General features: G+C 69.1%; 11 protein-coding genes. 8 read left to right on the top strand and 3 right to left on the bottom strand.

Annotated elements, in window-relative coordinates; all coding sequences use genetic code 11:
• Positions 1-3 precede the first annotated feature (3 nt).
• The gene (locus OHS82_RS40545) at positions 4-462 is read right to left on the bottom strand and encodes a MarR family winged helix-turn-helix transcriptional regulator (protein ID WP_328435693.1); all 459 of its coding nucleotides are present in this window, start codon (positions 460-462) and stop codon (positions 4-6) included.
• Positions 463-592: 130 nt separating this feature from the next.
• Between OHS82_RS40545 and OHS82_RS40540 the strand changes: the two genes are divergently transcribed.
• Together OHS82_RS40540 and OHS82_RS40535 are read left to right on the top strand one after the other, a co-directional pair.
• Complete coding sequence (locus OHS82_RS40540) at positions 593-1111, top strand: YbhB/YbcL family Raf kinase inhibitor-like protein (protein ID WP_328435692.1); 519 nt, start codon at positions 593-595, stop codon at positions 1109-1111.
• A gap of 756 nt (positions 1112-1867) precedes the next feature.
• Entirely contained in the window at positions 1868-2521 is a 654-nt protein-coding gene (locus tag OHS82_RS40535) for a YbhB/YbcL family Raf kinase inhibitor-like protein (RefSeq protein ID WP_328435691.1), read from the top strand.
• Positions 2522-2668: 147 nt separating this feature from the next.
• Here OHS82_RS40535 and OHS82_RS40530 read toward each other — a convergent pair whose 3' ends face one another.
• Positions 2669-3181 (bottom strand): PadR family transcriptional regulator, encoded by a 513-nt coding sequence (locus OHS82_RS40530; protein WP_328435690.1) that lies wholly within the window; start codon positions 3179-3181, stop codon positions 2669-2671.
• A gap of 88 nt (positions 3182-3269) precedes the next feature.
• Here OHS82_RS40530 and OHS82_RS40525 point away from each other — a divergent pair, with 88 nt between their 5' ends.
• The 6 genes from OHS82_RS40525 (at position 3270) to OHS82_RS40500 (ending at position 8605) form a co-directional block, all read left to right on the top strand.
• Positions 3270-3644 (top strand): hypothetical protein, encoded by a 375-nt coding sequence (locus OHS82_RS40525; RefSeq protein WP_328435689.1) that lies wholly within the window; start codon positions 3270-3272, stop codon positions 3642-3644.
• A gap of 242 nt (positions 3645-3886) precedes the next feature.
• On the top strand, positions 3887-4585 hold the full coding sequence (locus OHS82_RS40520) for a helix-turn-helix domain-containing protein (protein ID WP_328436167.1): 699 nt from the start codon (positions 3887-3889) through the stop codon (positions 4583-4585).
• Positions 4501-4986: a transposase gene (locus OHS82_RS40515; protein ID WP_328436166.1), complete on the top strand. Its 486-nt coding sequence runs from the start codon at positions 4501-4503 to the stop codon at positions 4984-4986. Before OHS82_RS40520 ends, OHS82_RS40515 begins: the two co-directional genes overlap by 85 nt.
• 630 nt (positions 4987-5616) lie before the next feature.
• Positions 5617-5958, top strand: a complete 342-nt coding sequence (locus OHS82_RS40510) for a hypothetical protein (RefSeq protein ID WP_328435688.1) — start codon at positions 5617-5619, stop codon at positions 5956-5958.
• Between the two features lie 6 nt (positions 5959-5964).
• Positions 5965-6996 carry a group II intron reverse transcriptase/maturase gene (gene ltrA / locus OHS82_RS40505; protein WP_328435687.1) on the top strand — a complete coding sequence of 344 codons (1032 nt, stop codon included), beginning with the start codon at positions 5965-5967 and terminating at the stop codon, positions 6994-6996.
• Positions 6997-7198: 202 nt separating this feature from the next.
• On the top strand, positions 7199-8605 hold the full coding sequence (locus OHS82_RS40500) for an IS1380 family transposase (protein WP_328435686.1): 1407 nt from the start codon (positions 7199-7201) through the stop codon (positions 8603-8605).
• A gap of 151 nt (positions 8606-8756) precedes the next feature.
• Here the strand turns inward: OHS82_RS40500 and OHS82_RS40495 are convergent, their stop codons facing one another.
• Positions 8757-11876 (bottom strand): AfsR/SARP family transcriptional regulator, encoded by a 3120-nt coding sequence (locus OHS82_RS40495; protein WP_328435685.1) that lies wholly within the window; start codon positions 11874-11876, stop codon positions 8757-8759.
• Positions 11877-12189 lie beyond the last annotated feature (313 nt).

The following is a 12189-nucleotide window of genomic DNA, read 5'->3' as shown; positions in this document are numbered from 1 at the left end:
GCCTCATGTCGGTCCCGGCAGGTTCATGCTGTCGGCCAGCCGGTTCAGGAACTCCACGACGTCCCGGACGCTCCCCCGCTCGGCAACGGGCAGGACGTTCTCAATGGCATCGGCAAGCGCACCGGATCGTATGCGCCTTGCCTCTTTCAAGGTCGAGATCCCAAGCTCGGATGCTTCGACCACGATCCGCCGCCGATCTTCTTGATCTTGGCTGAGGGACACCAGCTTCGCAGAATCCAGCAACGCGACTGTCCGCGCCATGGACTGGTGCCGCACACGTTCCCGTCTGGCCAGTTCGACGATGGGCAGAGCCCCGTCGCGAACGAGGTGGCCGAGCACCGCGGCCTGGTTGGACGGCAGGGTCTCGCCTTCCCGCACCAGCCTCACAAGTCGCCCGATCGCCCCCCGCAGGTCCTCCGCATCGGCGAGAGCCTGCTCCCTCAGCTCTTCGGTCTCCTTCAACGTTCCTCCCCTTGCAGGCATGTGCAGCCTTGCTGTACTTTTCACATTGTGCAGCACGGCTGTATTTATCCATGAGTGTGGCTGTCGACACCTGCCCGCTCAATCTCACTCCTTCGACAGGAGCATCACCATGTCGTACGAGCCCTACCAGCGCACCGTACCGGCAGCGCCGTTTCAGCTGACCAGTGCCGACTTCGAAGCCTCTGGCCCGCTGCCGACGGAGAGCTACGCGCCTGAACACGGCAAGGGCCTGTCCCCCAGCCTCTCCTGGAGCGGAGCTCCGCAGGGGACCCAGAGCTTCGTCCTGACCGCCTATGACCCGGACGCCCCCATCCCCGGTGGACTCTGGCACTGGCTGGTCAAGGACCTGCCTGCGGATATCGACTCCCTGCAGGCGGGGGCTGGATCCGAGGGCGGTGTGCTGCCCGGCCGCGCCGTCAATCTGACCAACGACCTGGGTGTGGCCGCCTACAGCGGAGTCCAGCCGCCGCCCGGGAGTGGCACGCACCGCCTCTTTCTCTGCCTCACCGCGCTCTCGGTGCCCGTCCTTGAGGTTCCCCCCAACGCCAGTGCTGCTCTGGTCAACATTCTCATGATCCAGCACACCCTCGGCCGGGCTCTGCTGGTCGGCACCAGCGACCCCGCCTGACTGTCATCGAGTAAGCCACTCCAGCGCCTGCTACGACGACAGACGCCCTGTGATCGCGGAAGTACGGATGCCCGCTCTCACGCTCGGGACAGCCGATGTGTCGGCAGGTCTGTGAGCCAGCCACGTCGGGATAGCGCTGGCCAGGGCATTACCTCTCGAAGGCGCCCGCATCCCTACAGCCGGCCCGCTCGGCTTGAAGCCATCCGACTCGATGCAACCGACTCGGCTGGCGGCGGGTGGCGCGGCGCATCAGGCACTGTTCCTGCTCTCGTTGGCGATGCCCCGGCACCGTGGGGCGGTTGACCAACCAACACATGGCAGCCAGCTGCCATCCCGATCGGGTCGAATGCGCCCAGCAGTCCCGGTGAACCCTGTCCAGGCGGTGTGGAAGTCATACGCCATCGCTGGGTGGATCCATTGGGGTTCGCACCAACGGTGTTGGGCGGACACTCACGATTCCACCCCCCGTTGCCTTGGGTCGATGGTGATGCGCAGCATGACTGGCTCGGTTCTCCGGCGCTGCTGGGGCGCTCTCCTGCCGGCGCCGCCCGGACAGGGCTGGCGAAGCTGCGGCTGGTCAGCGATACCGTCGCGGACCAGCCGCACCGTGCCTAGATCGGCTGCCTGCTGCCGGACAAGTTTCACGGGGCTCGACAGTCACTTCCAGGGCGTACTCGTCCCGCGTGATCAATTCCCCCAGCTGGCTGGGCACACGCCCCGAAGCGCATCTGTTTGACCATCTATGAGGAGAAGTCCATGACGAAGACCACCCGAAAGTACGCTGCTGCTCTGGTGGGCACGGCCGCGCTTATCGCTGGTGCGAGCGCGGTGGCGTCTGCCGAGAGTGGCGAGCACCACAAGAGCACCACCCATCAGACGGCCCCTCACCAGCATGACTCATACGGCCGTATCAAGGTGCGGTCCGGCATTCCCGCCGCAGCCCACGTATTTACGCTTACCAGCCCGGACCTGAGCGAAACCCACAAGATCCCGGCCAACGCCTGGGCCAACGGCTTCGGCTGCACCGGAGGTAACAAGCAGATCCGCCTGAAGTGGAGCGGCGCACCAAGGACTGCCCGCAGCTACGCGGTGTCGATGCAGGACGTTGACACCACCACCGGCAGCGGATTCTGGCACTGGATGACTTGGGATATCCCGGCTTCTCAGCACAGCCTGGGCCGGACGCTGCCCTCGGGGGCCGTGGCAGGCACCAACGATGCGGGTGCGCCCGGTTACCTGGGACCCTGCCCGCCCGCCGGGGACATCACACATCACTACAAGATCACTGTATATGCGCTGGACACGGCCAATCTGAAGCTGAACGCTGCCACCACGCCGGCGGTCGCCGCTGTCACGATGAGCAACCACATCGTCGGCTATGGTCGCATCACCGCCACCGCACATCGCTAACCGCGTGAGGAAGCTGGCCGTCGTGGCTGCGACCCTTAGTGGTCCGCTCCGGAAATCCTTCGGGGGTTGACTCTGGAGCCGATCGTGGGCATGTCCGCCGTCAGGTGTTGAGGGTGGTGAGGTGGAATCGGTAGCGCATGACGAGGTTCAGGACAGCGTCGCGCGGGCCTCGCCGATCCACGTGAGGTCCGCCTCGGCGCGGTTGATCGCGAACCGTGCGGTCAGGCTGCGGCCGGCGTGGTCCGTGTACTCGTCGAGGAGTTCCTGGCACAGCACGAGAGTGTTGCGCAGCTCCGCCTCCCATTGATCGAGCTGTCCGAGCAGGTGCTCGGTGCTGGTGTGCTGGGCGAAATGCAGCTGGATCTGCAACGGTTGACGGGCGCGTTCGGAGACCGTGTTGAAGCCGTCCAGCCACCCTCGGAAGGCGTGCAGGCCGGCGTCGGTTGCGGTGTAGACCCGCTTGTCTGGCACCGCCTCCTGGACGACGTGCTGCACCGTGGCATGCCCGCGATCCACCAGTTTGGGAAGCTCGGCATAGATGTGCGACCGAGTGATCGGCCAGAAGTAGGCCACTGCCCTGGACGCCCGCGCGCCGAGCTCGTAGCCCGAGGCGGGACCGTCCAGCAGTAGGCCCAGTACGAGATAACCACCGACTGACATGGGCACCACCCTAGTCCGGTCTTGACTATCTGCCCAGTAACGGCCTACCGTCCAGGTGTATTCAAGTCTGGACTAGTCAGGAGTGGACATGGAACGACAGCAGGCGATCGCCGACTACGCGGCGGCGTGGAGCGGGGACGATGCCGAGACCATCGCGGCGGCCTTCGCCCGATGCTGGACCAAGGACAGCACCTACACCGACACGATGACCGACACCGTCATGGGCATCGAGAGCATGGTCCGGCTCGTCCTCGGCACGGCCGAACGGTATCCCGGCTTCACCCTCCGCCCCACCAGCGGCCTGGACACCCACCACGGCGTCGGCAGGTTCAGCTGGCTGATGACCGCGCCCGACCCCATCGTCGCCGCAGGTGTGGACCACGGCCGGGAGCTTCCCGGACTCGACTTCGTCGAGTTCACCCCGGACAACCGGATCGCCCGGATCGTGGGCTTCTTCGGCTGAGCGAGCGGGATCAGCCCCAGCCGACGGCCCAGGCCGTCTATTGCGCTCCAGGCGGTCATGGTGCCGTAGGTCGGCGGGCTGGGCGAGGATCGACCACATCGACTCCAGCACGGGCGCGTGGCCGACGATGGAGCGGTTGTTGCCGGGCGTCCCGGACACGGCGTATTGGCCTACCCCACTTGCCTGTTGCCCCGGCTGTCGAGAAAGCCCTGAGCACCGCCGAGCGTGCTCAGTTGAAGAAGATGGCCAACGGCCACAGGACCGAGCACCGGCTGCGGGTGCGAGCTCAGGTGGTCCTGCACGCGGCGCGCGGGCGTTCCAACGCGCGTATCGCCCGGGAGACCGGCCTGCACCTGGACACGGTCCGGACCTGGCGGGGCCGGTTCGCCGAGCGGGGCCTGCCCGGGCTGTCCGACCGCAAACGGTCCGGTCGGCCGCCGTCGTTCACTGCGCTCCAGGTCGCCGAGGTCAAGGCCCTGGCCTGCCAGTTGCCCGCCGAGACCGTTACGCCGTTATCGCGCTGGTCGTGTCCGGAACTGGCCCGCGAGGTGGTTGCCAGGGGCATCGCCCGGTCCATCTCCACCTCCACCGTGCGGCGCTGGGTCAAGCAGGACGCGCTCAAGCCCTGGCAGCACCAGTCCTGGATCTTCGTCCGCGACCCGGACTTCCGCGCCAAGGCCGCCCGTGTGATGGACCTGTACGCCCGCACCTGGCAGGGTGAACCGCTCGGCGAGGACGAGTACGTGGTCTCCGCGGACGAGAAGACATCCAGGCCCGCTGCCGCTGCCACCCGACCCTGGCACCCGGGCAGAACCGGGCGATGCGCGTCAACCACGAGTACGAGCGCGGCGGCGCCCTGGCCTACCTGGCGGCCTACGACGTCCATCAAGCCCGCGTCTTCGGCCGCTGCGAGCCAACCACCGGGATCGTGCCGTTCATGAACCTGGTCGAGCAGGTCATGACGCAGGAGCCCTACGCCAGCGCAAAACGCGTCTTCTGGATCGTCGACAACGGCTCCTCCCACCGAGGAAAGAAGGCAATCGACCGCCTGACCAGCAGGTTTCCGAATGCAGTCATGGTCCACACCCCCGTCCACGCCTCATGGACGAACCAGATCGAGATCTTCTTCTCGATCGTCCAGCGCAAGGTTGTCTCGCCCAACGACTTCACGGACCTCAACGAGGTCCGGGACCGGCTCCGAGCATTCGAAGACCGCTACAACGCCACGGCACAGCCATTCCAGTGGAGGTTCACCACCTCCGACCTGGACGATCTGCTGGCCCGGCTCGACCGAAACACCGCCGTCCGACATGAAGAATCCTCGATCCCACAGGCCATGTGATCAACCCCCGAAGGACTTCGAGCGTCGACCACTTAGCCTCGCCGTTTCGCGCGCCCAGCAGACTCGGAGGTCTTCGTGACGTAGTAGATCTTGAGTCGTAAACTCGTTGTCGCCTGCCGGTGGAAGTCCGGTCCGGGTAGCTGCCAGGAGGCCCGGTAGCAGACTGGCGGCGTCGGGGGGAAACGCCCGGCGTGTCGAAGCCCAGTGTCGAAAGCCCTGTAAGGGGGAGCAAAGCAGCGGTCCGTAGCATCACGCGAAGCCTGCGGCGTCGTTAGAGGCCTGCCTCTCGGGGCGGGGACAGGGAGTGCCGAGCCCCCGAAATCAGGGCGAAGGCCATGGAAGCGGCGAAGATCCTGGAGATGCAGCCGTGAGGGACTCCCCGGTGTATGGGGCATGGAACGTTGCGACGGTGACAGCGGGAACTGGGGAGGCCCTCCCCGGCCCGGCGGCCTGCGGACAGGTGCTGCCGGAAGCTGCGCGTCCTATAACCGGGTGATCCCCGGGAAGTGGGCGCGGGCCGGGTGGGCGTCGGAGGCGGCCGTAGTACCGCGATGAGCCGGCGGACAACACAACCGCCGGCCAGGGAAGGGCCGCTGCTTCGTCGATGTGCAGGTTGTCTGGAGGGGCTTGGTGAGTGCCGTTTCGGCTAGTTCCACCACGTCGGGATTCCTGAAGCTGGATCCGGTCCGAGCCTTGCAGCATGCGCTCTACCGGGCGGCCAAGGCCGGTCCCGGACGGCGGTTCCACGCGCTGGGGGACAAGGTCCACCGCAGGGACGTCCTGAGGCGCGCGTGGGTGACGGTGCGTCGCAACAACGGCGCTCCGGGCATTGACGCCACCACTCTGGCTGAAGTTGAGGAGTACGGTGTCGACCGACTCCTCGGCGAGCTGGCCGCGGAACTGCGGGAAGGCCGCTGGCGGCCGTTGCCTGCGCGCCGGGTGTTCATTCCGAAGCCCGGCGTGGCGGAGTAGAGGCCGTTGTCGATTCCCTCGGTTCGCGACCGGATCGTGCAGGCCGCGTTGAAGATCGTGCTCGAGCCGGTCTTCGAGGCCGACATGCTCCCGTGCTCGTTCGGGTTCCGGCCGAAGCGCGGAGCACACGATGCCCTCCAGGTCCTCGTGGATGAGGCGTGGCGGGGCAGGCGTTGGGTGGTGGAGACGGATATCGCCAACTGCTATGAGGCGATTCCGCATGAGAAGTTGATGCAGGCGGTCGAGGAACGCGTCATGGACCGGTCGGTCCTCAAGCTCCTGCGCGCGATGCTGCGGGCCGGGGCCATGGAGGACGGGCAGGTCCGTCGGCCGGTGTCCGGCACTCCCCAGGGCGGGGTCATCTCCCCGCTGCTGGCCAATGTCTATCTGCACCGGCTGGACCGGGCGTGGGCGACACGGGATCACGGGGTGCTGGTGCGATATGCCGACGATGTGGTGGTGATGTGCGCCAGCCGCGCGCAGGCCGAAGCCGCTCTGGAGCGGCTGAAGGGCCTGCTGGCCGAACTCGGCCTGGAGCCGAAGGCGGCCAAGACCAGGATTGTGCACCTGCGGGTGGACGGCGAGGGGCTCGACTTCCTCGGGTTTCACCATCGGTGGGTGGCGTCCCGGCCGCGCGGCAACCGGCGTCCGGTTGCCTTCCTCGCCCGCTGGCCCTCGGCAAGGGCGATGCAGCACGCCCGCGACCGGATCCGTGAACTCACGGACCGACGCAGGCTGTTGCGGCCGGTCAAGGTGATCGTGGAGGACGTGAACGCGTTTCTGCGCGGATGGGCTGCGTATTTCCGGTTCGGGAACTCGGCCCATGTCTTTGACCAGATCGGCTCGTACGCACGGATGCGGATCGGCGGGTTCCTCGCCAAGAAGCACCGGCGCACCAGGAAGTTCGGCTGGGCGGTGGTTTCCTTCGCCGCCCAGGACTCACTGGGACTGATCGCCCTGCACGGAACCGTTGTTGCACCCAGACCCTTTCGGGACTGGCGGGGCAGGCCGAATGCCGGCGGTGAACGGCGTCGGTGAGCCGTGTGCGGGAGAACCGCACGCACGGTTCGATGCGGCGGGGGCTGGAAACGGAGCGTACGTACTACGCCACCGCGCCAGCCCCCGACCCTACACTTGGGTACGGTTGGCTTTGGGGCGGAAACGCGAAAGTGCCTTCCTGACCTGGGACGATGAACCTTGCTGAGGGGTTCTGTCGGTCCAGGCGGAGGGCACTTTCTACGTGCAGGCTATCGGGTTGCGTCCCAAGGTCCATGTCAGTGCTGATGGTTCGGGGGTGGTCGGGCATGCCGGGGCACGGTTGCTGGCGGATCTCGCTGATGTCACCGGGCTGACCGCCGCGTACTCCGCCGCGCTCAGGTCGCTTCGGCCGCGCGGGACCGGGCATGATCCGGGCCGGGTTGCCACCGACCTGGCGGTGATGCTCGCCGACGGGGGTGAGGCGATCGCGGATCTGGCCGTGCTGCGGGACCAGGCAGGGGTGTTCGGCCCGGTCACCTCCACGCCTACGGCTTGGCGGTTGCTCGCCGACACCGACGAGGCTGCACTCGCTTCGCTGCGGGCGGCCCGCGGTTCAGCCCGGGAAGTCGCCTGGATGCAGGCCGTTGAGACCGGCGAGGGCATACCTGCTGCTCGGGCCGGCGGACGAGAACTTCCCGGCCTGGTTCTGGACCTCGACGCCACGCTGGTCACTTGCCACTCCGAGAAGGAGCAGGCCGCACCGACCTATAAGGGCGGCTTCGGCTTCCACCCGCTGCTGTGTTTCCTCGCGAACACCGGCGAGGCCGTGTCGGGGCGGCTGCGGCCCGGGAACTCCGGAGCCAACACTGCCGCCGATCACATTGCGGTGCTCGACCAGGCGCTCGCGCAGATCCCCGACGCTCACCGGTACGGCACCGACATCCTGGTCCGCGCCGACAGTGCCGGATCCGCGAAAGCCTTCCTCGCCCACGTCCGCGACCTGCGGGAACGAGGAATTCGTACCTTCTTCTCGGTCGGCTACGCCATCACCGAGCCGGTCCGCCGAGCTGTCCGGGCCATGCCCGACCGCCTCTGGCATCCCGCCCTGGACCAGGACGGGACGCTGCGTGATGGCGCCGAGGTGGCCGAGCTGACTGGCATGGTCGATCTGGGCGGCTACCCGACCGGCACCCGCATCATCGTGCGCCGGGAGCGGCCGCACCCGGGAGCCCAGCTGTCCCTGTTCGACCAGGACGAGGGCCTGCGGCATCAGGTGTTCCTCACCGACACCCCGTACTCCGGGGGCGGATCCGCCCAGTTCCTGGAGGTCCGGCACCGGGGGCACGCATGCGTCGAGGACCATATCCGGTGCGGCAAGACCACCGGCTTCGGCCGCTTCCCCTCCCGCGACTTCACCGTCAACGCCGTCTGGCTCGAACTCAGCCTCGCAGCGATCGATCTGCTGGCCTGGACGCGCGTCCTGCTGCTGGACGGGGAACTGGCCACCGCCGAGCCGAAGAAGCTCCGCTACCGGCTGCTGCACGTCGCCGCCCGCCTCACCCGCGGCGGCCGACGCCTGCGCTTGCGGATATCGGCGACCTGGCCCTGGAGAAACGAACTGGCCACGGCCTTCCATCGCCTCGCCGCACTGCCCCGTCCCGCGGGCTGACCGGCAAACCCCTGACCGCCCGCAACCCCAAGGACCCCGGAGAACCCGACCACCGCGCCGGGTCTCCACCATGTCCGAACACCGAAAATGCGCCGGCCACCCGACAGTTACCCCTCAACGACGCCTCATCGCCCCAACCGAAACGGCGAGGCTAGTCGGCCGTCACGGACAGGAGCATCTTGCGTGTCTCCTCCACGCGTGGCGAACCCAGCGCGGTGTACAGGGACAGGGCCTCGTGCAGGTGGTCGACGGCCTGTGCCCGCTCTCCACGGCTCTGCCGGACGAGCGCCGCGCCGATGTGCGCGCGGGCCTGCTCCTCCTGCTCGCCGATTCCGCAGGCCACGTCCAGTGCCGACGCGTGGGCCTCCAGGGCCTCGGTGTGCCGTCCGGCGCCGTGCAGTGCCTCGCCGAGGCCGTTGAGGGCGCCCGCCTCGCCGTAGGGTTCCCCGGTCCGCCGGAAGTGGCCGAGGGCCTGCCGCTGGTGCTCGGCGGCCTCCTCGTACTCGCCCTGGTGGCACAGCGCGTCCCCGAGGTTGGACAGGGCGTGGGCCTCTCCGCCCGTGTGCCCGAGCCGCCGGAAGAGAGCGAGCGTCTGTTCGAAGCGTGAGGCCGCGGCCGCGTGGTCGCCGAGTCGCGCCAGCACGATCCCGAGGTTGCCGAGGGCACTGGCCTCCCCGACCGTGTGACCCGTCTGCCGGTACAGCGCCAGCGCCTGCTGATACCGCTCGATGGACGCCTGGTAGTCCTCGAGCAGCTCCTGGACGATGCCGAGGTTGTTCAGCACGTCGGCCTCGCCGTGGACGTCACCGACCGCGCGGAACAGCTCGACGGCCTGCTCGTGGCGGTCGGCGGCGTCCTGGTACCGGCCCTGCAGCTCGTGCAGGACGCCCACGTTGGTCAGATGGCGCGCTTCCCCGGCCCGGTATCCCACCCGACGGCACAGGCTCAGTGCGTCGGCGTGGTGCCGGTGGGCGCTCTCGTAGTCTCCGAGCCGCCGGTGGACCGCGCCCACGCACACCAGGACGTCGACCTCGCCGACGACGTCTCCCACCGCGCGGGCCGCCCGCAGGGCATGGGTGTGCACGGTCAGCGCGTCGGCGAAATGCCCCGAACGCTCGTAGTGGCGGTGGAGCGTGGTGGCGATCCGCACGGTGTGCCGGGAAGGCCCCGGCTCCTCGGTCCTGGAACACAGGGCCACCAGGGTGTGCTGCGCGGCACGCAGCCAGGCCCGGCACTCGTCGGCCGTGCGCAGCGGCGGCAGAACGGTGTCGGACGCCTCGACGACGGGCCGCAGGTGCCGTTCGGCGGGATACAGCACGTCCATGGCCGCCGCCGACGCCGCCAGGCAGTGGTCGAGGAGACGGGTGAGGGCCGCGTCGCGCTCCGCCGTCCCCTCATGCCGGCTCGTGAGGTCCGTGGCGTAGGCGCGCAGCAGGTCGTGCATGCCGTGCCGGCCGGGACCGCTGCGGTGCACCAGGTGCGCGCGGGACAGGACGTCCAGGGACCGCCGTGTCCGCTCCACGGTCTCGCCGGACAGGGCGGCGGCCGAGTGGGCGTCCACGTCGGGCCCCGGGTGCAGGCCCAGCAGCCTGAACAGACGTGCCTCGGGCTCGGGAAGACGGTCGTAGGACCACGAGAACACGGCTCGCACGGCCGCCCGGGGATCTCCGTCGCCGGAGTCCAGCACGTCCAGACGCCGACGGCGATCCCGTAGTTCCTCCACCAGATGGACCAGGGGTTCCCCGGGACGTGACAACACCAGTTCGGCCGCCACGCGCAGGGCCAGGGGCAGTGAGCCGCACTGCTCCGCCAGGGCGGTCGCTGCGGCGCGGTCGGTGTCGACGCGCGGTCCGATCAGGGCGCGCAGCAGGGTGTGCGCCTCGTGCGGGGCGAGGACGTCGAGGACCACGCGGTGCGCCCCGTGGACCGACACCAGGGACGACAGGGAATCCCGGCTCGTGACGACCACTTTGCACGTCGGGCTCCCCGGCAACAACGGGCGCACCTGCGCGGCGGAGGCGGCGTTGTCGAGGAGGACGAGCAGACGCCGTCCGTCGACCGCTGTGCGGTAGCGTGCCGCCCGGTCGTCGAGCCTCAGGGGTATCTCCTGGCCGGGCACGCCCAGGGCGGTGAGGAACCCGGCGAGGGCCTGGGCGGCGGAGACCGGCTCGTCGGGATCGTAGCCACGGAGGTCGACGTACAGCTGTCCGTCGGGGAAGGCCTGACGGACCTGGTGCGCCCAGCGCACGACCAGCGCGGTCTTGCCGACGCCCGCGGTGCCGGACACGGCGGAGACGACCACGGCCGCTCCGGACCCTGCCGCGTCCGGAGCGTCCTTGCCGAGCAGGCACCGTGTGAGCTCGGCCAGTTGCTCCTCCCGGCCACTGAAGTGGCTTATCGCCATGGGCAGTTGTGCGGGTACGGGGACGGGGGCCGCGCCGGGGGCCGGGACGGGCGCGCCGACGGCGTGCGGGGCGGATCCCGTACCCGGCGGCTCCGCCCGTCCGGCGTCGCGCAGCGTCTCCTCGTACACCGCCTGCAGTTCGGGGCCAGGAGCCACACCCAGCTCGGAGCGGAGCTGCCGGCGGATCACCGTGTACGCCTGCACCGCCTCGGCGGCTCTGCCCGCGGTGGCCAGGCTTCGGATCACCGCGGCGGCGAGCGGCTCGCAGAGCGGGTGATCCGCCAGCAACGGCTGCAGGACGGCGGGTACTTCCTCGGGCTTCTCCTGGCGCAGCAGGGTCCGGGCCCAGGCGAGCGCCGCCTCCACGCGTTCCTGGGTCCAAGCGTCCCTCGTGCGCTCCGCCCATGCACCGGGCAGCCCGGCCAGGGGCACACCGCGCCACAGCCTCAGCGCCTCCTCCAGAAGGCGTGCGCGGCGGGTGTCGGGCAGATGCGGCTCGCGGCCCTGCGCGACGAGCGAGCGGAACCGGAGCAGGTCGACGGCGTGCTCGTCCGCCTCCAGAACGTAACCACCGGCAGTCCGCCGGATGTGAAGCGGCGTGACGGGCGGCTCGGCCCCGGCACAGCCCGCCGTGGGTTCCGCGCTGTCGAGGAGCCGCCGCAGACGGCTGATGTGCGAGTAGAGGACCGACCGGGCTCCGTCGGGCGCGGCGGTGTCCCAGACCCGGTCCACCAAGGTGTTCACGGACACGGGCCGGCCGGCGTCGGCGGCCAGCGCCGCGAGAACGGCCCGCCGACGCGGCTGCCCGACGTCGACCACACGCCCCGCGATGCGCAGTTCAAGGGGTCCGAGCAGGTGCAGGTTCATCGTGCCTCACGCGGAAGAGGTGGTGGAACGGCCCATCGGCGGCGGGGACTTCCTCCGCCGAGCGGGAGCCGCGGCTCCGACCAGCTCTCCGTCATTCGCTCCGGGGCCGTCACAGGAAGGCCGTCACAGGGTTTTCGCAAGGTTCACCGTAGATCCTCATCTCACGTGCCGTCAGGCGGATCGCAGCAGGTGTGGTGCCCGCCGAGACCGCCGACGCCGACCCGCCCACGGCGCTCGTCAGGGGTCGGGCCTCCGCGCCGGAGGCCGGACAGGAACCTGAGCGTGGCCGGAATGCAACCGACCTCGGCCTAAA

Source organism: Streptomyces sp. NBC_00425 (assembly GCF_036030735.1).
Classification (GTDB): domain Bacteria; phylum Actinomycetota; class Actinomycetes; order Streptomycetales; family Streptomycetaceae; genus Streptomyces.
The sequence above is the reverse complement of the archived record's forward strand: the minus strand, read 5'-3'. Positions and strand labels throughout refer to the sequence as shown.

Excerpts from the sequence above, each read along its gene's own strand:
- OHS82_RS40520 (WP_328436167.1), top strand. The coding sequence starts at position 3,887 with ATGGCCAACGGCCACAGGACCGAGCACCGGCTGCGGGTGCGAGCTCAG.
- OHS82_RS40535 (WP_328435691.1), top strand. The coding sequence starts at position 1,868 with ATGACGAAGACCACCCGAAAGTACGCTGCTGCTCTGGTGGGCACGGCC.
- OHS82_RS40495 (WP_328435685.1), bottom strand. The coding sequence starts at position 11,876 with ATGAACCTGCACCTGCTCGGACCCCTTGAACTGCGCATCGCGGGGCGT.
- OHS82_RS40530 (WP_328435690.1), bottom strand. The coding sequence starts at position 3,181 with ATGTCAGTCGGTGGTTATCTCGTACTGGGCCTACTGCTGGACGGTCCC.
- OHS82_RS40525 (WP_328435689.1), top strand. The coding sequence starts at position 3,270 with ATGGAACGACAGCAGGCGATCGCCGACTACGCGGCGGCGTGGAGCGGG.
- OHS82_RS40540 (WP_328435692.1), top strand. The coding sequence starts at position 593 with ATGTCGTACGAGCCCTACCAGCGCACCGTACCGGCAGCGCCGTTTCAG.